Source organism: Flavobacterium soyangense (assembly GCF_015277675.1).
Taxonomy (GTDB): domain Bacteria; phylum Bacteroidota; class Bacteroidia; order Flavobacteriales; family Flavobacteriaceae; genus Flavobacterium; species Flavobacterium soyangense.
The window spans coordinates 19,167-40,125 of sequence record NZ_JADHEC010000032.1 but is presented as its reverse complement, the minus strand read 5'-3'; the positions used below and the strand labels follow the sequence as shown (position 1 = coordinate 40,125).

The following is a 20,959-nucleotide window of genomic DNA, read 5'->3' as shown; positions in this document are numbered from 1 at the left end:
CCGAACAGAGTAGTTAAGCCCGCCTGCGCAGATGGTACTGCAGTTATGTGGGAGAGTATGTCGTCGCCTTTCTTTTGGAAAACCCTGTTCGCAAGATCAGGGTTTTTTGTTTTATAATAGTTTTGAGATTATTTCAATATCTTTTGAATATATGGATCAAAATAAGTTTAAAGATAAAAATTTGGATAAAAGTTATATCTTTATCAAAAATAAATTTAATATTATTTAAACTTTTGACACCTCTGTAAAAATGAAAAGAAGGACCTTTTTGACGACTACAACTTTAGGAACTGTCGGACTTACGACGTTCTTAATTGATGGCTGTAAAGATTCTAAAAAAGATATTGTAGATAAAAAAGTTGAAGTTGATTCTATTGAAGGGTTTATTCTTGATGAGGAAACTATCAGTAGTTTAAGTAAAAAATTAGATTCAGGTAAGTATAGTTCACAACAATTAGTTGAATTATATTTAAAACGAATTGAAAAGATTGATAAATGCGGTCCAAAGTTAAATGCAATTATTGAAATAAATCCTGATGCTATTTCAATAGCGAAACAAATGGATAATGAAAGAAAAGAAGGTAAAACCAGAGGCCCATTGCATGGAATTCCAGTCGTGATTAAAGATAATATTGATTCTGCTGATAGAATGCAAACCACCGCAGGTTCTTTAGCTATGATTGGGAACTTTGCTTCCAATGATGCTTTTATTGTTAAAAAATTACGTGAAGCTGGCGCCATAATTATCGGAAAAACAAATTTAAGCGAATGGGCTAATTTTCGTTCTACACAATCAAGTTCAGGATGGAGTAGTAGGGGCGGTCAAACGAAAAACCCTTATTTTTTAGACCATAATCCATGCGGATCGAGTGCGGGTTCCGGTGCTGCTGTTGCAGCAAATCTTTGTGTAGTTGCTGTTGGAACTGAAACAGATGGTTCTATAGTTTGCCCAGCTTCTGTTAATGGAGTAGTTGGCATTAAACCTACAGTTGGACTGGTAAGTCGTTCAGGAATTATTCCGATATCAAAAACACAGGATACTGCAGGGCCTATGGCAAGAACCGTTACAGATGCTGCGATTTTATTAGGTGTTCTTTCGGGTATAGATGATACGGATTCAATAACAAACGAAAGTAAGGAAAATGTTTTTCTGATTATACTAAATTTTTAGATTCTTCTGCTTTGAAAGGAAAACGCATTGGAATTGAAAAAAAACCTCAAGGCAATAATCAATTTATTAATGCACTTTTAGAAAACGCAATTAATCTGCTTAAGCAAAAGGGTGCTGTGATTATTGAAATTGACTATTTGGATAAAATAAATGCATTTAGTGAAGCTGAATTTGAAGTTATGCAATATGAATTTAAAGAAGGATTGAATAATTATTTATCTTCAGCAAATGCAAAAGTTAAAACTTTAAAGGAAGTTATTGATTTTAATATGGGCAATGAAGATAAAACAATGCCTTATTTTAAACAAGAAACATTAGAAAGTTCCAATTTAAAAAGTGGACTTGAGAAAAAAGAGTATACAGAAGCTTTAAATAAAAGCCATAATGGCAGCAAGAAAATTTTAGATTCTGTTATTTATGAAAATAAACTTGATGCAATTTGCGGAATAACAATGGGGCCCGCTTGTAGCATTGATTTGATTTATGGGGATCGCTGGGGATATTCTTTGACGATGCCAGCCGCTGCGAGTGGTTATCCTCATATTACTGTTCCAGGGGGGAAAGTGTATGATTTACCTGTTGGCATATCCTTTTTTGGGACTGCTTACAGCGAACCGAAATTAATTGGAATCGCTTATGCTTATGAACAAGCATCAAATAACAGAATCAAGCCAGAATTTAAAAAATCTTTTTTGTAATTAGTTGTTGGCTTTGGTAAATTGTACTACTTTTTTAATTACTGTAGAATTTGCGAGAACTTTGCTATGACCCTGGTCTCCGGTTTGAAATAATTTTCCATTTTTTAAATGTTTATGGATGTTAATTCCTGCTTTTACAGCAACTTCCTCATCGTTTTTATCTTGAATTACTAAAACAGGTATTAATACTTTCATAGCTGATTTGTATGCCGAATAATTGTCCATTTCTTTGCCATATTTCTTTTCAAAATGCAAACGCAATTGTTTACTTGTACTGGGTTTTAATTCCAATTCTGCGACAAAATTGTTTAAAATATCCTGTACGATACCACCACTTCCAATAATTGCCAATCAATTTATGGACAATCCTTTTTTTTTTGGCATTTAGTAATGACATTCCTCCTAAAGAATGGCCGACAACTGCTTCAAACAAACCAAATTTCTTTTCGACTTCTAAAATTGTTTCAACAAATTAAGACATTATAGTAGTTTTCCTAGGAGTTTATCCGTGTGCCGGGGCATCAAAACTTATTGTTGAATAACCTACTTTTATTAATTTGTCGGCAATTTTAAAAAGATGTGTTCCTCTTCCTGACCATCCGTGTGACAATAAAATTTTATTGCCACTTTTCCATATTTATTTATTACACTTTATTGTTAATTGCTCGAATTTTAAATCGATTTTGTATGCTTTTGCTATCCATTTCTAATTCTCTTTTTGGAATTTTATGTTTTATTGGTGTCGAAAATAATTTTGCAGAAAATAGTGTTGCTAATTTTGGTGAAATAAAAGTAATAAATTTACTAACTTGCAGTATTAGTTTGGGAATCTTCAATAATTTCTTGTGATTGGATGCTTTTATTGGCATTTCAATAATTTTTCAATCGAGTTATTATTTAATATTTTTTTTACTAAATTTAGAAAAACATAAAAGTAACAATAAATTATAGGTTTAATCAGGTATTTAATTAAATATTGGAGATTAAGAATCCGAATAATTTATATAAAAAATTGCACTTTTTTTATTAAGAATTCAAAAAGACAAAATTTCTCTAATGGAAATATTTCATATAGCTGCAGAATGTTATCCAGTAGCAAAAGTCGGCGGTTTAGGAGATGTTGTGGGAGCTTTGCCAAAGTATCAAAATTATACGAAACATCTTGTGAGAGTTGTAATACCTTGCTATGACACAAAATTTATAAAAGAAAATGAATTTGAAACTGTTCATAATGATTATGTGAAATTGGGAAATTTTAATTTTCCTTTTAACGTTTTAAAGGAAAAGACCGATAAGTTGGGATTCGAACTATATTTAGTAAATATTCCAGAATTATTCGACAGAAAGGAAGTGTATGGATATGAAGATGACATCGAACGCTTTTTGGCTTTTCAAATCGCCACACTGGATTGGTTTATTTCCAGAACCGAAGTTCCTGATGTTATAAATTGCCATGATCATCATACCGGATTGATTCCGTTTATGATGCAGTATGCCATTAAATATGAAAAATTAAGTAATACATCAACGGTAATTACGATTCACAACTCCATTTATCAAGGGCAGTTTGGTTTCGATAAATTATATTATTTGCCTGATTTCGATTTGTCAAAAGTGACCATTTTAGAATGGGATAATAGAATTAACTCATTGGCAACAGCCATAAAATGCGCTTCGGCAGTGACGACAGTTTCTCCAAATTATTTGAATGAAATAAATAATTTTGCTTATGGATTAGAATCATTATTTAATCTTGTACGGCATAAATCTAAGGGGATTTTAAACGGAATTGATATCGAAGTTTGGAATCCTGTCAAAGATAAATTGATAGAAAAAAAATATTCTATTAAGGATTTTGCAAAAGGGAAACAGGAAAATAAAGAAAAGTTGTGTAGTCAATTTGATTTGGATCCAACAAAACCACTTTTTAGTTTCATTGGGAGATTGTTAGAAGAAAAGGGTGCTGATTTATTGCCACACGCTTCTGCATTGGCTTTATCCGAAAATTTTAAGGAAATAAATATTTTAATTTTAGGTTCCGGAAATACAGAAATTGAAAATCAATTAAATCATTTATTGACTAGTTTTAAAGGAAATTACAACGTTTTTATTGGTTATAATGAAGAATTAGCCCATTTGATTTATGCCGGTTCCGATTTTTTATTAATGCCGTCAAGAGTTGAACCTTGTGGTTTAAACCAAATGTATTCTTTTAAATACGGTACCATTCCCATTGTGCGAAGAACCGGTGGATTGAAAGATACTGTAATCGATTTTGAAGACTATGGAAACGGAATTTGTCACGATCAGGCATCAATTGCAGATGTTTGTTATTCCATTCTAAGAGCTATAAAATTGTATAAAGACAAGAAAAGTCTAAATAAAATTCGAAAAATAGGAATGAACATTGACCACTCTTGGGAAAGTGTTTGTCAAGAATATATAGAAGTGTATAATTTAATAATTAAGAAAAATGAAAGCTAAAAAGAAAAATGTAATTGCAATTATTCTGGGTGGTGGTCAAGGCTCCAGATTGTATCCATTGACCGAGTCACGTTCAAAACCAGCGGTTCCAATTGGAGGAAAATACAGATTAGTTGATATTCCAATCTCAAACTGTATGAATTCGGATATTTATAGAATATTCGTTTTGACACAATTCAATTCGGCATCCTTGAATGCACACATCAAGAATACGTACCATTTTAGTATATTTAGCCATGCTTTTGTCGATATTTTGGCAGCAGAACAAACCCCTGACAATCCTACATGGTTTCAAGGAACCGCTGATGCGGTAAGACAATGTATGCCTCATTTTTTGAATCATAATTTTGATTATGCCCTGATACTTTCGGGAGACCAATTGTATCAAATGGATTTGAATGAGATGATTGAGGAACACATCAAAAACGAAGCTGATATTTCTATCGCCACTTTGCCCGTAAATGAAAAGGATGCTTCTGAATTTGGAATTCTAAGAACCAATTCTGAAAGTTGTATTGAATCTTTCATCGAAAAACCATCAAAAGATCTATTGCCTGATTGGAAATCAGATGTAAGCGATCAAATGAAAAGCGAGGGAAAACATTATTTGGCATCGATGGGAATTTATATTTTCAACAAGAAATTATTGGTTGATATTATGTCAAACCCGAACACTAAAGATTTTGGAAAAGAAATCATTCCTCAAGCTGTTGGGCATAAAAAAATATTTAGTTTTCAATATGAAGGGTATTGGACTGATATTGGTAATATTGATTCCTTTTTTGAAGCTAATATTGGTTTGACAGATGATGTACCTCATTTCAATTTATTTGACGATGATAATAAAATATACACACGACCAAGGTTATTGCCTCCTACAAAGTTCAAAAAGACAAACATTGACAGATCATTAGTTTCTGATGGTTGTATTGTAAATGCCAAAGAAGTTATTCGTTCAGTAATTGGAAATCGTTCCAGAATTGGTGATGATACAACAATTCAAAACAGTTATATTATGGGTAATGATTTTTATCAAAATATAGATGATATGAAAGAGGATTTGAAAAATAACAGACAGTTAATGGGAATTGGAGAAAGATGCTTTATAAACAATGCCATTGTAGATAAAAATTGTAGGATAGGTAATGATGTTTATATTAATGGTGGAAAGCATTTAAACGATTTGTCGAATGAATTATACACTATCAAAGACGGAATTGTAGTAGTCAAAAAAGGAGTAACGATACCTGATAATTATACCATAAAGTAATTAATAATCAACGGTCTAAAATTAAACTGATTTTAATAACAAAATAAATGATAAATCTATTTTGTTATTAAAGTTTTTACAATATTATTTTTTGCTAAATTTAGTAGAATTTTTAAAATCACAAAATGCAGAATCAAACCCGAATAATAATTGAAAATGTTACGCCACAACTTGATTGCGGTGCCAATCCAATTAAAAGAATTGTAAATCAAAATGTAAATGTAACTGCCGATGTTTTTTCTGATGGACATGACGTCATTGAATGTTGTGTAAAATTCAAACATGAAAACGACAAAAAATGGCAGGAAGTTCGCATGAATCCGTCAGTAAATGATGAATGGGATGCGAGTTTCAAGGTTGAAAAACAAGGGTTTTACGATTATTTTGTTGAAGGGTGGGTCGATTATGCCTTGAACTGGCAACACGGAATCGAACGAAAAATTCAAGACAATCAACACGTGAATTCGGAATTATTAGAAGGAGCAGAATATGTAAAAACAGTCTTGAAATTTGCCAACGATCAAGAAAAGGAATATCTCGAAAAACTAGCGGCCTATTTCACGAATGAATCTGATTATGACAAGGCAATTGAAGAAGCAACATCTTCTTACCTGCACCAAATCTTCAAGAAATATCCAATTCGTTTACTGGAAAATAAATCATTAGAATTAAAAGTTTACGTTGATAGGAAAAAAGCATTATTTAGCACTTGGTATGAGTTTTTTCCACGTTCTGCTTCCGCCGAAGTTGGAAAACACGGAACATTCAAAGATTGCGAAAAATTGCTACCAAGAGTTGCTTCAATGGGTTTTGATACCTTGTATTTTCCGCCAATTCATCCTATTGGAGAAGTAAACAGAAAAGGAAAAAACAATGCAACCAATGCTCAACCTGGTGATGTAGGTTCGCCTTGGGGAATTGGTTCACAATATGGTGGACATAAATCAACGCATCCGGAATTAGGAAGTATTGATGATTTTAAATCATTAGTAAAAAAAGCGAAAGATTTAGGAATCGAAGTGGCAATGGATTATGCCTTACAAGCCGCGCCTGACCATCCTTATGTAAAAGATTTTCCGCAATGGTTCAAGTGGAGACCTGATGGAACGGTGCAATATGCCGAAAATCCTCCCAAAAAATATCAGGATATTCTACCGATATATTTCGAAAGCAGCGATTGGAAAAATCTTTGGAAAGAGTTGTTGGATGTGGCGCTATTCTGGATTGAAGAATGTGATATCAAGATTTATAGAGTCGATAATCCACATACAAAACCTTTTTATTTTTGGGGTTGGTTGATTACCGAAATTAAGAAAAAACATCCTGATGTCCTGTTCTTGGCAGAAGCATTTACACGTCCAAAAATTATGAATGAATTGGCGAAGAAAGGATTTACACAGTCTTACACTTATTTTACTTGGAGAAATTCAAAAAAAGAATTGACTGAATATGTAGAAGAATTAACTCAATCCGAGCAAAAAGAATTCTATCGTCCTAATTTTTGGCCCAATACGCCAGATATTAATCCTTATGCTTTACAAAGCGGAAATGAATCCATCCATCTTCAAAAATATTTCTTGGCTGCAACATTGAGTTCTAGTGTTGGGATTTACGGACCCGTTTTCGAATATATGGTCTGCGCACCAATGGCATTGGGAAAGGAAGAGTATTTAGATTCTGAAAAATACGAATATTACAAATGGGATTGGGATAAACAAAATAAAATAACGACTTTAATCACTCGTGTCAATACAATTAGAAAAGAACAAATTTCGTTGCAGCAAACTAATAATATTGTTTTTTGTGATACGAATAACGAGCAAGTTATGTCCTATTACAAATTTGATGATGATAAACATAATAAAACTTTAATGGTTGTAAGCCTTGATGCATTTAGCACAAGTCAAGCAATGGTAAAGCTTCCAGACGAATTGCTAAGAAATCTCCCGGTTCATATTACTGATTTAATTACAGGAAATAGTTATATTTGGGATAAAGAATGGAATTTTGTAGCACTTTCACCAGAATTACCTTTTCATTTATTTAAAATTCACTGATAATGAAAGATAACAAGATTAATGAAGATGAATTTCAAAATCCGTTTGTATTCAATACAGACTGGAAAAATGCGTTTGAAGACAAGGAATTTGTTAAAATTTTCTCTTCGGATATTCTTGAAAACTACATTATTAACAAGCGCTGGTATGGCGGAAAAGCGAGTACTTTAAAGTATATTGAAGTAGTTGATTTTTTTAAAATCACTTCAAAAAAGAATACTTATTATGGTGTTTTGCTCGAAGTCAATTTTAAAGAAGCTTTTTACCAGCATTATTTTATGCCATTGGCTTTTATGGCTGAAGATGAGTTAGAAACCAATACCATAATTGCTCCTGTAAAAATGAACGGGCAATCAGGATTTCTTATTGATGCGCTTCATCAGGAGGATTTCAGAAAACTACTGTTTGATAAAGTTATCCATTCCAAAGAAAAATCCGAATCAAAAGTTAATTTTCACAAAGGGGATAAACTGTATGAAAAAGAATATAAAACTTCCAAATTTATGGGAGTGGAACAAAGCAATACATCCATAATTTACAACAATGTTTTAGTGTTGAAAATTTTCAGAAGAATTTACATCAGTATGAATCCCGATTATGAAATCAGTCGTTTTCTTACCGAAAGAATGAATTTCAAAAGTTCGCCAGCTTATATGGGAAGCATAAGTGTGGTTATGACCGATGGAAATATTACACTTGGATTGATGCAGGAATTAGTGCCTAATCAAGGTGATGCCTGGCAGTTTATGCTCGGAGAAATAGATAAAATTTTTGATAATCTGAAATATAAAAATATTAACATTTGTAAATTACCTGATATTGAATTATTCAAAAGATTAAAAATCAATGAAGTTCCCCACGAAATCATTGATTGGGCAGGACTGAGTATTTTTATTCGTATTCAAACTCTTGCAACTCGAACTGCCGAAATGCATATCGCATTAGGAAGTGATGTTCACGAAACGGCTTTTACGCCAACCACTTATAATGGTGATTACACTGTTTGGCTAAAAAATAGATTGACATACCAGTTTCAAAACCGTTTGAATATACTCGAAAATAATCTTCATAAACTAGATGGTTTAGCTTTGGAATTAGCCAATCAGTTTTTGGATCATAAAAAAGAAATTCGAAAATTATTCTTGGATTTCGACTGGACCAAAATAAAATCGGAACGGATTCGTATTCATGGGGATTATCATTTGGGGCAGGTTTTGGTCAATGGAGACGATTTTTATATTTTGGATTTTGAAGGCGAACCCGAAAGTACGATTCGTGATCGGAAAGTAAAACAACCGCCATTGAAAGATGTTGCGGGAATGTTTCGCTCGTTCCATTACGCTATTTACGCTACAATTTTTAACAATAAAGATAAATACCCTTATGAACAAGAAAATCTTTTTAGAGCAGGGGAAATTTTGTTCAAATATTTTGTGGGGGTTTTTATCCATACTTATACTGATGTTGCCCAAGGTGGGAATTTAAACATTGGTTACAGAAAAGAAATTGATTTCTTATTGAAATATTGTCTGCTCGAAAAAGCAGTTTATGAACTGGGATATGAATTAAATTCCCGTCCACGCTGGGCTGTAATTCCTTTGACAGGAATTGCGAGTATTATGGAGTTTAAGAAGGAACTGCAATCATAAAATAATAAAAGCTTAAAAAAATAAAAAAATAACAAAATTAAAATGAACAAAGTACAAGCTTATTCTCTTTTTACCGATTTCGATATTGATTTATTCAAAGCGGGAAAACATTTTAGATTATACGAAAAATTAGGCGCACATCTTCTGGAAGTTGATGGAGTAAAAGGTGTTTATTTCGCCGTTTGGGCACCATCAGCGCGATCTGTTTCTGTGGTTGGGGATTTCAATTATTGGATTCAAGGCGAACACCAATTGCAAGTGCGTTGGGATTCATCAGGAATTTGGGAAGGATTCATTCCGGGAATTGAAAAAGGGTCAACATATAAATATAAAATTCAATCTAACAATAACGGAATTATTACCGAAAAAGCTGATCCATTTGCTTTATATTGTGAACATCCGCCACATACAGCCTCAGTCATTTGGGATTTAGATTACAAGTGGAAGGACAAAAAATGGATGGATACACGTAAAGAGCACAATGATTTAGACAAACCTTATTCGGTTTATGAAGTGCATTTGGGGTCTTGGAAACGCAATGCAGAAGGGAAATTCCTGACGTATTTAGAACTAGCCGAAGACTTGGTAAATTATGTCAAAGAAACGGGTTTTACCCATGTGGAATTTATGCCCATAATGGAATATCCATATGATCCGTCTTGGGGATATCAATTGGTTGGGTATTTTGCGCCGACTTCCCGTTTTGGAAAACCACAAGATTTTATGGTTTTGGTCGATAAATTACACCAAGCAGGAATTGGAGTGATTTTAGACTGGGTTCCATCACATTTTCCTGACGATGCACATGGTTTGGGATTTTTTGACGGTTCAAATCTTTTCGAACATCCAGATCGTAGAAAAGGCTATCATCCGGATTGGAAAAGTTTGGTTTTTAATTATGGACGAAATGAAGTACGTTCTTTCTTGATTAGTAATGCCATTTTTTGGTTGCAACATTATCATGCAGATGGACTTCGGGTTGATGCAGTTGCTTCTATGTTATATTTGGATTATTCCAGAGAAGATGGAGAATGGGAGCCTAATATTTATGGTGGCAGAGAAAACTTGGATACCATAAGTTTCTTGAAAGAATTTAATGAAGCGGTTTATTCCAGTTTTGAAGGAGTTCAGACAATTGCTGAAGAAAGCACTTCTTTCCCAATGGTTTCCAGACCTACATTCGCTGGTGGATTAGGTTTTGGAATGAAATGGATGATGGGCTGGATGCATGATACATTGGAATATTTTCAAAAAGACACGGTTTATAGAAAATACCATCAAAACGATTTGACCTTTTCGATGACTTACACTTTTTCTGAAAATTTTATGTTACCGCTTTCTCATGATGAAGTAGTTTATGGAAAAAAATCTATTGCAGGAAGAATGCCCGGTGACGAATGGCAAAAATTTGCTAATTTACGGTTGCTTTATGGCTATATGTTTATGCATCCTGGAGCAAAATTATTGTTTATGGGAAGTGAATTTGGACAAAGTGCCGAATGGAATTTTGAAGGAAGTTTAGACTGGCATTTATTGCAATATAATTTCCACGAAGGCATAAAAAAAACAATTACTGACCTGAATGCTTTGTATAAATCGCAACCTGCATTACATGAAAAACAATTTAGTCCTGAAGGTTTCGAATGGATTAATTATTCGGATCATCAAAATGCCGTGATGAGTTTTATTCGGAAAGGAAACAAACCAAAAGACGACGTGATTGTAGTTTGTAATTTCACTCAGGTTGTTCGCCAAAACTACCGTATTGGTTTACCAAAAAAAGGAAAACTAACAGAAATTTTCAATAGCGATGCCTCTACTTATGGTGGAAGTGGAGTGGAAAATCCGAATAAATTGACTGTCGAAGCATTGCCTTATGATGGAAGAGATTATTCAATTGAATTACTTTTACCTCCTTTGAGCGTTACTGTATATAAATATTCTTAAATATAATTTATAAAAAAATCCCAAAATACATTATAAAAGTATTTGAACTGCCTCCAAAAAGTTAGACACTATTTGGGGGTATTTTTATTTATAGAAATGTTTTAAATTAAAATTGGAATTTTTAAAACTCCAAGTTCAACAATACATTCTTTCATCATCTGATAAGTACGCTCAATGTTGTTGTCCAGGCCAATAGAAAAGCGAATTAAACCATCAGTTAGCCCCATAGCCACTTGTTCCTCTAACGGTATTTCGCTTGATGTAGAAGTTCCTGGTGCACTAAACAAGGTTTTATAAAATCCTAGACTCACGGCCAAATAGCCTAATTTTCTGCTTTGCATCAATTCCATTAATTCATTGGCTTTGTCCAAAGTTCCAACATCTAAAGTCATCATTCCGCCAAAACCATATTCGGGATTAATCATACTTTTATACAAATTATGACCGGAATGACTTTTCAAACCGGGATAAACCACTTTTAAACCATCTTTTTCAAAACGTTCTGCGAGATACATCGCATTATGGCTGTGTTGTTTCATTCGGATGTGTAAAGTTCTCAGATTTTTCATCACGCTAGCTGACCGTAAACTATCCATTGTAGGTCCAAGAAGCATACTTGCTCCATTGTTTACATTTTTTAAGCTATCGATAAATTCTTGAGATGCACAAGTTACTCCGCCAAGAGTATCACTGCTTCCGTTGATATATTTTGTCAAACTGTGAATAACAATATCCGCTCCTAATTTTGCAGGAGAAACTGACAAAGGTGAAAAAGTGTTATCGACAACCAGTTTGATATTATGTCTTTTTGCAATTTTAGCCAGACTTTCAATATCAGCAATTTCGAGCAAAGGATTACTTACGGTTTCACAATATAAAACCTTGGTTTCGGCTGTTATTGCTGCCTCAACCTTATCCATTTTTGTGATGTCGACAAAGGTAGTTTTGATGCCTAATCTTGGACTGAAATTCTTTAAAAAAGCATAAGTTCCCCCGTAAATAGTTCTACTGGAAACAATATGATCACCCGAACCACATAGTTGCAAAAGTACAGGAGTAATTGCTCCCATTCCCGATGCAGCAACATTAGCAGATTCTGTTCCTTCCATTGCAGCCAATGCTTTGCTTAAATACAAATTACTTGGTGAGGAATGTCGGGAATACAAGTAGCAGCCATCGGCATTGCCTTCAAATGTATCGAACATCGTTTTTGCAGATAAAAAAGTGTATGTTGAACTGTCTGAAATAGAAGGATTTACCCCTCCAAATTCTCCAAAGTATTGTAAATCTTGAATATCATCTGCTGGATTGAATTTCATTGCTATAAGTTTTTTGTGTTTGTTTATCAAAGTTCTAAATAAATAGACATAAAATCAATACTATTGTTTTTATTTAGATTTTAAAACTAAAATATTTAATAATATTAAATTTATTTTCTAAATTAGCTGATAAAATTAAATTATTTCAGTTTTTGTTACTAACCTTCAAATTTGACACAAATGATTTTAGATTCCATAGATAAAAAGTTACTTTTTCTTTTGCAAAGTGATTGCAAAAAAACTACAGCAGCATTGTCATTAAAACTTAATCTCTCGGTAACAGCCGTTTATGAACGTATTAAAAAATTGGAAAGAGAAGGTGTAATTGATAAATATGTTGTTTTGGTGAATCGTTCGAAAGTCGAAAAAGGATTTGTGGTTTTTTGCCACATCAGACTCATTCAACATACTAAAGAGTTCCTTACCAAATTTGAAAGTGAAGTCATCAAGCTCAAAGAAGTCCTGGAATGTCATCATGTGAGTGGTGATTACGATTATATTTTGAAAATTTTGGTAAAAGATATGGAAGCTTATCGAGAGTTTTTGGTTAATAAACTTACTGCATTGGAACATATTGGAAGTACGCACAGTACCTTTATGATACGTGAGGTTAAAAACACTACAATAATCGAGGTATAGAAATTGATAACTAAAAAGCAGAAATTCGTTACGAAATCTTTAAATTTTTAACTTTAACTTCAAACAAAAAGACTTAATTTTGCAGCACTAAAAATAAAAACACATTACAATGAGTTCATTTGACGTAATCATTATAGGTTCTGGCCCAGGAGGATATGTATCAGCGATTCGTTGCGCACAGCTAGGCTTCAAGACAGCCATTATAGAAAAATATTCAACACTTGGAGGAACCTGCTTAAATGTTGGTTGTATTCCATCAAAAGCATTGTTGGCATCTTCACATTATTATAGTGAAATCGCTCATTTTGCTGACCACGGAATTGAGGTTTCTGGAGAAGTGAAAGTGAATTTGGAAAAAATGATTGCTCGAAAACAAGCGGTTGTTGACCAAACTTCGGGTGGTGTGAAATTCTTAATGGACAAAAACAAAATCACGGTTCTTGAAGGTTTAGGTTCTTTTGTAGATTCAACTCACGTGGCCATTGCCAAAGCAGACGGAACATTAGAAACTGTTGAAGCAAAAAACATCATTATTGCAACGGGTTCTAAACCATCTTCGTTGCCATTTATAAAAATAGATAAAGAACGAATTATTACTTCAACCGAAGCGTTGAAATTAAAAGAAGTTCCAAAACACCTTGTTATCATTGGTGGTGGCGTTATCGGAATCGAATTAGGACAAGTTTATTTACGATTGGGTGCACAAGTTTCCGTAGTGGAATTTATGGATAGAATTATCCCGGGAATGGATGCTTCATTGTCTAAAGAATTGACCAAAGTCTTGAAAAAACAAGGAATGAAATTCTACGTTTCCCACAAAGTAAAATTGGTTGAAAGAAAAGGAGATAATGTAACGGTTCAAGCCGAAAATGCAAAAGGAGAAACCATCACTCTTGAATGTGATTATTCATTAGTTTCTGTTGGTCGTCGTCCTTTTACGGATGGTTTGAATGCTGATAAAGCTGGAGTGAAAATCTCTGATCATGGACAAGTGGAAGTTAACGATCATTTGCAAACTAATGTTCCAAATATTTACGCCATTGGTGATGTTGTTCGTGGAGCAATGTTAGCTCACAAAGCCGAAGAAGAAGGAACAATGGTTGCCGAAATCATAGCGGGACAAAAACCACATATCGATTATAATTTAATTCCTGGAGTTGTGTATACTTGGCCAGAAGTGGCAGCAGTTGGGCAAACGGAAGAGCAATTAAAAGTGTCAGGAGTTGAATTCAAATCAGGGAGTTTTCCTTTCAAAGCATTGGGAAGAGCAAGAGCAGGAGGAGATTTAGACGGATTTGTCAAAATTCTTGCGGATGCAAAAACTGACGAAGTTTTAGGTGTTCATATGATTGGTGCTCGTTGCGCTGACTTGATTGCTGAAGCGGTAACTGCAATGGAATTCAAAGCTTCTGCTGAAGATATTTCAAGAATGAGTCACGCGCATCCCACTTTCGCCGAAGCGATTAAAGAAGCGGCATTAGCTGCAACGGATAATAGGGCGTTACACGTTTAATTAAAAATTTAATAGAAACAAAAACCCGTTCAAAAGAACGGGTTTTGCTTTTATTATAAGTCCAAATTATTTAAGTGAAAAAATACTTTTATAATTATCCCAATGTTTGTAAATTAAAAAAAAGTTCCCTAAAAACAAGAATATCGCAATTGGCATAGCTTCTGGTGTCAGGTAATAGTCAAGAAACAAAATGTTCAGTATGATGGGTAAAATTAAAATACTGGCCAGAGTTACATACAAATCAAAGATAAATGCTAACCCACAAAGCAATTCTACAAATTTTGCCATAGGCATTATATATTCTGAGGATACAACACCAACATTGAAAGCTTTGAAGTCACCGTTAGTTACAGGTTCTGGCATTAGTTTCAAAAAATAACCAATAGCTACTGAAACAAGCAAAAGCCCAATTAAAGTTCGGATAATAATAGTTACAGTTTTCATAATTTACGGTTTTAGGGGTTAATTATACTATAAATGTAAAGAAAATCTAAAATAAAATTGTCGTAATTTTGGCTTTTTTAAAACATTTCATCACTTTGAGAACATCAATTGTAAAAAATATAGGAAATTCAATTCAAATCAAACAACAATTATTGAATTGGTCGCAGCAATTTCGGGAAGTCATTTTTATGGATAGTAATGATTATCCGCGGCAGTATTCCAGTTATGATTGTATTCTCGCCGTGGATGCTTTTACTGCAATAAAAACTGATTATCATAATGCTTTCGAAGACTTAAAACAATATCAGCAAGCAACTAGAGACTGGCTTTTTGGTTATTTATCTTATGATTTAAAAAACGACATTGAGGTTTTACATTCCAATAATTTTGATGGATTGAATTTTCCTGATTTGTTTTTTTTTCAACCCAAAAAAATATTTTTGGTAAAAGGGAACCAACTCGAAATTCAATATCTAAACATGTGTGACGATGAAATAGAAGCAGACTTTGATGAAATAAATATTTATTGTTCAGTTTCTAGTGATCCGTCTTCAGAGATTGAGATTAAGCAACGAATTTCTAAAGAAAATTATCTCAATAAAACATCAAAAATCCTTGAACACATTCATCGTGGCGATATTTACGAAGCTAATTTTTGTATGGAATTTTTTGCCGAAAATACTGTTATAAATCCATTGGAAAAGTTTCTGAAACTCAACGAAATTTCAAAAGCTCCGCAAACCGTATTTTTTAAAAATAATACTCAATATTTACTTTCTGCTTCACCGGAACGCTATTTAAAAAAAGAGGGAGATTTACTTATTTCGCAACCTATTAAAGGAACTGCTAAAAGATATCTTGATCCTATAGAAGATAAAAAGTCTAAAAATCAATTGGCTTCTGACCCAAAAGAACGCTCTGAAAATATTATGATTTCTGATTTGGTTCGGAATGATTTGTCACGGACAGCTCAAAAAGGTTCTGTTAAAGTTGAAGAATTATGCGGCATTTATTCCTTCGAACAAGTACATCAAATGATTTCAACGATTACTTCAAAATTAGACAGTCTATATGCTGCTGTTGATGTAATTAAAACTACTTTTCCGATGGGAAGCATGACAGGAACTCCCAAGTTTTCAGTACTAAAAATAATTGAAGAATTGGAAGAAACAAAAAGAGGTTTATATAGTGGAGCAGTAGGCTATTTTACTCCAACTGGCGACTTTGATTTTAATGTTGTAATCAGAAGTATTTTGTATAATCAGGAAAATAAGTATGTGTCGTTTTCCGTAGGAAGTGCCATAACATCGCTATCTATACCGGAAAAAGAATATGAAGAATGTTTGCTCAAAGCCAGAGCGATGCGGGAGGTTTTGGGTTGAATAAATCGTCTGTTAATTCAAAATATTTATGTATGGATTAAATACTTCAAACAAGTTTTATGGTAATGGATAATAAACTTTAGCAGATAAGAGTAGAAAAAATGAAAATTATTATTTAGAAAAAACCAAAAGTCGATAATACTGTATAAAAAGATGCACAAGAAACTTTTTGATATTATAAAACAACAGGTTACAATAACAGATAACGACTTCAATCTTTGTACTGAATATTTTGAACCTGTTCTATTTCCTAAAAATAGAATTATTGAAGACGAAGGAAAAATTCCGAACTACTTGTATTTTGTTGTTTCAGGATATATGAGATTGTTTCATTACAATGATAATGGGGACGAAATAACATCTCATATCAATTGTCCACCAGGTTTTATTACCGCTTATTTCAATTTTATAAACCAAACAAAAGCAATTGAAAATGTTGAATGCGTTACCGATTGTGAATTACTTAGAATAACCAAGAATAATTTAGATCTATTAACTTCTAGTAGCGAAGGTTTTAAAGATTTCAGTATCTGGGTTTTTCAACAATCAATCGAATATAACGAAAATCGTTCACGAGAATTAGCAACATTAACCGCCGAACAGCGCTATCAAAAATTAATTGATAATTATCCTGAAATACTGCACAATGTCCCGCTTCAATACATCGCTTCTTTTTTAGGGATGAATTCAAAAAGTTTAAGCAGAATTAGAAAACAATTCATTAGGTAACATTTGCGAAGTGCATTTGGAAAAGCATTACTGAATTTTGTGCCATCATTTTAAAATAATAAATTATGACACAGAAAAATTTAGTATTGGTTACTGGTGCAAACGGACATCTTGGTAACAACCTTGTAAGACTACTTATTAAAAAGGGAATTCCTGTTAGAGCATCAGTTCGAAATATCTCTAATAAAGAACCCTTTGTTGGTTTAGATTGTGAAGTTGTTCAATCCGACATTACAGACAAACAATCCCTTATAAGAGCATTACAAGGTGTAGAAACTTTTTATGCTGTTGGAGCTGTTTTTAAACTATGGGCAAAAGATCCTAAAAAAGAAATTTACGATGTTAACATTCAAGGCACACAAAATATGATTGAAGCAGCAGCTGAAGTTGGTGTAAAAAGAATTGTTTATGTAAGTTCGATTGCAGCTCTAAATTATACTCAACTTCCAACAAAAGAAAGCTATGGGCAAAATCCTGACAGAAGGGATATGTATTACAATTCAAAAAATGATGGCGAAAAACTAGCGTTTGAATTAGCAAAAAAGTATAATATAGAGCTAGTGGCTGTTCTACCTTCGGCAATGATAGGTAACGAATCATTTGGCAATTTGAATGTTTCGTATAATGTTATTGACTTAATTCTTAAAAAACAAATTCCTGTTGATACTGGTATAACATTGAATTGGGTTGATGTAAAAGATGTTGCAGAAGGATGTTTTTTAGCTGCTACAAAAGGCAGAAATGGAGAACGTTATATTTTGGCAAATGAACTATGTACTTCTATAACGGATACAACTAAAATAGCTCAAAAACTACTCCCAGAATTGAATATAAATATTCCCAAAGCGGTTCCAAAACCAATTCTTTATTTAATCGCCTGGTTTATGGAACTTTCAGCTAAACTATCCGGAAAAGCTCCCTTGTTAAGTGTAAAAGATATTGCTATGTTTTCTGGCTTGAAACAAGATTTTGATATTACGAAAGCGCGAACTGAGTTGGGTTTTAATCCTAAAAAACCAGAGTTAACAGTAAAAGAGGCAATACTTTATTTGATTAATAAAAAGGTGAGTCTGTAACTAAATTTAGAAAACAAAGTTGAATTTTAACTAAAAAGAAATATTATTTTCAATCATAAAATATATTTTTGTTCATTGGGTGATTTTTATATTAGTACTGGTATTAATACTTGTATACAAAAACCATCATTTAAAAAATACACTATGGCAATTAAAAATCAATCCGATAAAGAAACATTTTTGGGACTTAAATCTAAGGACAACTATGCCTATGAAATTTTATATAAATTCTATTACCCATCGGTAAGGAATTTTATTTTAAAGAATAATGGCAATGAGGATGATGCCAAAGATATTTTTCAAGAAACAATTATCGTTTTATTAGAAAAAGTACCCAAGGATGACTTCAATTTAACTTCTTCGTTGAAAACGTTCATCTTCGCCATAAGCAGTAATCTTTGGCTAAAGCGATTAAGGGATTGCAACAAAATGGTCAAATCTGAAATAGGGATTTATGAGAAGTACTTAATTGACTACGAAGAAGCCGAAGAAGAAATTCATCAATCGAATTCCAACAAGGTTGTTTCTCTATTTAAGGCTGTAACCAATAAGTGTATCGTGCTTTTGAGAGCTATTTTTTATGACGACAAAGATATCGATAGCATCACTAAAGAGTTTGGCTATACCAACAAACACAATGCCCAAAACCAAAAATACAAGTGTTTAGAGCAAGCTAGAAAAGGCGTTGAAAACCTAAACTAAATACCTAAATCTATTTTTAAGAAAGCATATTATTCAAATAGTTTGCTTTTTATGTTGCAATTGGGTGATGAAATAAAGTGTATTGGTATTATTATTGCAACTGCAAATACAATTAAACACGTATTCAAAATAGTATGAATTATAAAACAAACAAAAATGAAAAAGATAGCTGAAAATGTATTCCAGATACCACTAATGCCTAGAAACAGTATTAATTGTTATGTAATTGACGATATCCTAATTGACTCAGGTATTAGAAGCTCTGGAAACAAAATTTTAAGTGCAATTAAAAACATTGAAATAACAAAACATGTGCTGACTCATGCTCACGCTGACCATCAAGGTAGCAGTGACTTTATTTGCAAGACTTTAAACATTCCTCTTTGGACATCTGAACTTGAAAAGGAAAATGCAGAATCAGGAAATGTTATTTATGAATATCCGAATAGCAATGGTTTGATAGCAAAGTTTCAACAAAAATATTGGGCAGGTAAGGGTCATAAAGTATCACAAGTGCTTAAAGAGGGTGACGCTGTTGGAAGTTTCACTGTTATTAATACACCTGGGCATTCTAAAGGACATATTTCTTTTTTTAGAGAACGGGATAAAGTTTTAATTGTTGGTGATGCACTTGTAAATATGAATTTGGTGACCACTGTTGTTGGACTCAATCAACCTCCAAATTTATTTACTTCAGATAAAAAAATGAACATGGAATCTATCAAAAAAATATATGACTTAAAGCCAAAAGTTCTTTGTTTTGGTCATGGTCCTGTTTTGTATGATAATGGCGAATTAGAGAAATTCATTAGCAAATTTATGTAGTAACAATAACCTATTAAACTGCAAATTCAGCCTCAAAGGTTATTAAAAGCGAACTAATTTCAAATAGTTCGCTTTTTTTATTTTCAATTGGGTGATTAAATGGAGTGTATTGGTATTAACTAGTATATAAACAATTTAAATAAATTAAAAATGAAAAAATTAAGAGTAATTATGGCAACTTTATTATTAGCAACAAGTTTTGGAAGTATTGCCCAAACGATTCCACATTCGGAAAACCCAAAATTGATTGCAGTGGTAAACACTGCCAAATGGTGTGGTGTATGTAAAGCAAATGCGGCAAGATTTAGTGCTGTTTTAATGCCTTATGCTGCAAAAGGAGTAAACATTTACATGAATGACATTACTGACGAAACAACCAAAGAAGCTTCTAAAAAAGAACTGGAAAAAGCTAATGTGTATGTTGCCGTGTCTACAATTCCTAGAAAAGGGATGGGAAAAATGCTTAAATCTTGTGGTTTAGTAAGTGACAAAAAACAAATACAAGATGTTTCCGGTATTGTCACTTTTATTAACCCTAAAACGCACAAACAAGTAAAACAGTTGAGTATTGCAGCATCTGATGAAGTAATGACAGCAACTATTAATTCCCTTCTAAATCAATAATTATGAAAAAGAAAACAAAAATCATTCTTACGATTGTATCTGTTACTATGATGGCAATGTGTACCTATTACTTTTTTGGATAACAAATAGCAAACAAGATGAAAGAGTCCATAAATGTTTGGGGAATTAAAGAATTTGAAGGCGATGGAAAAAGTTGCCCTATAGTCCCAACAAACTTACCTTTTCATAAAAAGTTTGTTCTGTTTTTCTTTCGCTTTGGTATTTGTCCAGTTTGTGTTACTATGAGTTTAGGATACAATCTAAAAAAGTCATTAAGAAAAATTGCAAACTAATAATCAGAAAAAAGAATACTAAATTATGTGCTTGAAATTGACTTTGTCTTTTCAAGCACATTTTATAATTTTACCAAACAAGGACTATTTGGAATTTCAATTATCTTTATTCTCAAAATTATAACATCGATACTGAA

Annotated in this window: 20 protein-coding genes and 1 rRNA gene; 17 read left to right on the top strand and 4 right to left on the bottom strand. The window is 32.8% G+C overall.

What is annotated here, in order from left to right:
* The 3 genes from rrf to IR213_RS16485 form a co-directional block, all read left to right on the top strand.
* Window positions 1-72 (top strand): 5S ribosomal RNA (gene rrf / locus IR213_RS16725); the annotation flags it as partial.
* Between the two features lie 178 nt (window positions 73-250).
* Window positions 251-1,171 carry an amidase family protein gene (locus IR213_RS16490; RefSeq protein ID WP_262892066.1) on the top strand — a complete coding sequence of 307 codons (921 nt, stop codon included), beginning with the start codon at window positions 251-253 and terminating at the stop codon, window positions 1,169-1,171.
* Between the two features lie 11 nt (window positions 1,172-1,182).
* Window positions 1,183-1,869, top strand: a complete 687-nt coding sequence (locus tag IR213_RS16485) for an amidase family protein (RefSeq protein WP_262892065.1) — start codon at window positions 1,183-1,185, stop codon at window positions 1,867-1,869.
* Here IR213_RS16485 and IR213_RS16595 read toward each other — a convergent pair whose 3' ends face one another.
* Together IR213_RS16595 and IR213_RS16590 are read right to left on the bottom strand one after the other, a co-directional pair.
* On the bottom strand, window positions 1,870-2,220 hold the full coding sequence (locus IR213_RS16595; RefSeq protein WP_317173153.1) for an alpha/beta hydrolase: 351 nt from the start codon (window positions 2,218-2,220) through the stop codon (window positions 1,870-1,872).
* A gap of 293 nt (window positions 2,221-2,513) precedes the next feature.
* Window positions 2,514-2,738, bottom strand: coding sequence for a hypothetical protein (locus IR213_RS16590; protein WP_317173152.1), 225 nt, complete (start codon window positions 2,736-2,738; stop codon window positions 2,514-2,516).
* Between the two features lie 187 nt (window positions 2,739-2,925).
* On the opposite strand from IR213_RS16590, the gene IR213_RS12935 reads away from it, so the two are divergent.
* From IR213_RS12935 to glgB, 5 genes are all read left to right on the top strand, one after another.
* Window positions 2,926-4,353 (top strand): glycogen synthase, encoded by a 1,428-nt coding sequence (locus IR213_RS12935; RefSeq protein WP_194312728.1) that lies wholly within the window; start codon window positions 2,926-2,928, stop codon window positions 4,351-4,353.
* On the top strand, window positions 4,343-5,623 hold the full coding sequence (locus IR213_RS12930) for a glucose-1-phosphate adenylyltransferase (protein WP_194312727.1): 1,281 nt from the start codon (window positions 4,343-4,345) through the stop codon (window positions 5,621-5,623). Before IR213_RS12935 ends, IR213_RS12930 begins: the two co-directional genes overlap by 11 nt.
* 125 nt (window positions 5,624-5,748) lie before the next feature.
* Window positions 5,749-7,680, top strand: coding sequence for an alpha-1,4-glucan--maltose-1-phosphate maltosyltransferase (locus tag IR213_RS12925; protein WP_194312726.1), 1,932 nt, complete (start codon window positions 5,749-5,751; stop codon window positions 7,678-7,680).
* A gap of 2 nt (window positions 7,681-7,682) precedes the next feature.
* On the top strand, window positions 7,683-9,329 hold the full coding sequence (locus IR213_RS12920; protein WP_194312725.1) for a trehalose synthase: 1,647 nt from the start codon (window positions 7,683-7,685) through the stop codon (window positions 9,327-9,329).
* A gap of 42 nt (window positions 9,330-9,371) precedes the next feature.
* Window positions 9,372-11,276, top strand: a complete 1,905-nt coding sequence (gene glgB / locus IR213_RS12915) for a 1,4-alpha-glucan branching protein GlgB (RefSeq protein ID WP_194312724.1) — start codon at window positions 9,372-9,374, stop codon at window positions 11,274-11,276.
* 101 nt (window positions 11,277-11,377) lie between these two features.
* On the opposite strand, the gene IR213_RS12910 is transcribed toward glgB, so the two are convergent.
* Window positions 11,378-12,595: an aminotransferase class I/II-fold pyridoxal phosphate-dependent enzyme gene (locus IR213_RS12910; RefSeq protein ID WP_194312723.1), complete on the bottom strand. Its 1,218-nt coding sequence runs from the start codon at window positions 12,593-12,595 to the stop codon at window positions 11,378-11,380.
* Between the two features lie 180 nt (window positions 12,596-12,775).
* On the opposite strand from IR213_RS12910, the gene IR213_RS12905 reads away from it, so the two are divergent.
* Together IR213_RS12905 and lpdA are read left to right on the top strand one after the other, a co-directional pair.
* On the top strand, window positions 12,776-13,234 hold the full coding sequence (locus IR213_RS12905) for an Lrp/AsnC family transcriptional regulator (protein WP_194312722.1): 459 nt from the start codon (window positions 12,776-12,778) through the stop codon (window positions 13,232-13,234).
* Between the two features lie 109 nt (window positions 13,235-13,343).
* Window positions 13,344-14,747 (top strand): dihydrolipoyl dehydrogenase, encoded by a 1,404-nt coding sequence (gene lpdA / locus IR213_RS12900; protein ID WP_194312721.1) that lies wholly within the window; start codon window positions 13,344-13,346, stop codon window positions 14,745-14,747.
* A 66-nt stretch (window positions 14,748-14,813) separates the two neighbouring features.
* On the opposite strand, the gene IR213_RS12895 is transcribed toward lpdA, so the two are convergent.
* Window positions 14,814-15,191, bottom strand: coding sequence for a DoxX family protein (locus IR213_RS12895; protein WP_194312720.1), 378 nt, complete (start codon window positions 15,189-15,191; stop codon window positions 14,814-14,816).
* Between the two features lie 95 nt (window positions 15,192-15,286).
* Between IR213_RS12895 and IR213_RS12890 the strand changes: the two genes are divergently transcribed.
* The 7 genes from IR213_RS12890 to IR213_RS12860 all read left to right on the top strand — a co-directional run bounded on the left by IR213_RS12890 (window position 15,287) and on the right by IR213_RS12860 (window position 20,822).
* A complete protein-coding gene (locus IR213_RS12890; RefSeq protein WP_194312719.1) occupies window positions 15,287-16,573 on the top strand; it encodes an anthranilate synthase component I family protein in 1,287 nt (428 codons plus the stop codon).
* A 153-nt stretch (window positions 16,574-16,726) separates the two neighbouring features.
* Window positions 16,727-17,302: a Crp/Fnr family transcriptional regulator gene (locus tag IR213_RS12885; RefSeq protein ID WP_194312718.1), complete on the top strand. Its 576-nt coding sequence runs from the start codon at window positions 16,727-16,729 to the stop codon at window positions 17,300-17,302.
* Between the two features lie 65 nt (window positions 17,303-17,367).
* Entirely contained in the window at window positions 17,368-18,378 is a 1,011-nt protein-coding gene (locus IR213_RS12880; protein ID WP_194312717.1) for an NAD-dependent epimerase/dehydratase family protein, read from the top strand.
* 144 nt (window positions 18,379-18,522) lie between these two features.
* Window positions 18,523-19,080, top strand: a complete 558-nt coding sequence (locus tag IR213_RS12875; protein ID WP_194312716.1) for an RNA polymerase sigma factor — start codon at window positions 18,523-18,525, stop codon at window positions 19,078-19,080.
* A gap of 156 nt (window positions 19,081-19,236) precedes the next feature.
* Entirely contained in the window at window positions 19,237-19,905 is a 669-nt protein-coding gene (locus tag IR213_RS12870; RefSeq protein WP_194312715.1) for an MBL fold metallo-hydrolase, read from the top strand.
* Window positions 19,906-20,055: 150 nt separating this feature from the next.
* Window positions 20,056-20,529 carry a hypothetical protein gene (locus IR213_RS12865; protein ID WP_194312714.1) on the top strand — a complete coding sequence of 158 codons (474 nt, stop codon included), beginning with the start codon at window positions 20,056-20,058 and terminating at the stop codon, window positions 20,527-20,529.
* Window positions 20,530-20,627: 98 nt separating this feature from the next.
* The gene (locus tag IR213_RS12860; protein ID WP_194312713.1) at window positions 20,628-20,822 is read left to right on the top strand and encodes a hypothetical protein; all 195 of its coding nucleotides are present in this window, start codon (window positions 20,628-20,630) and stop codon (window positions 20,820-20,822) included.
* The last annotated feature ends 137 nt before the right edge of the window (window positions 20,823-20,959 follow it).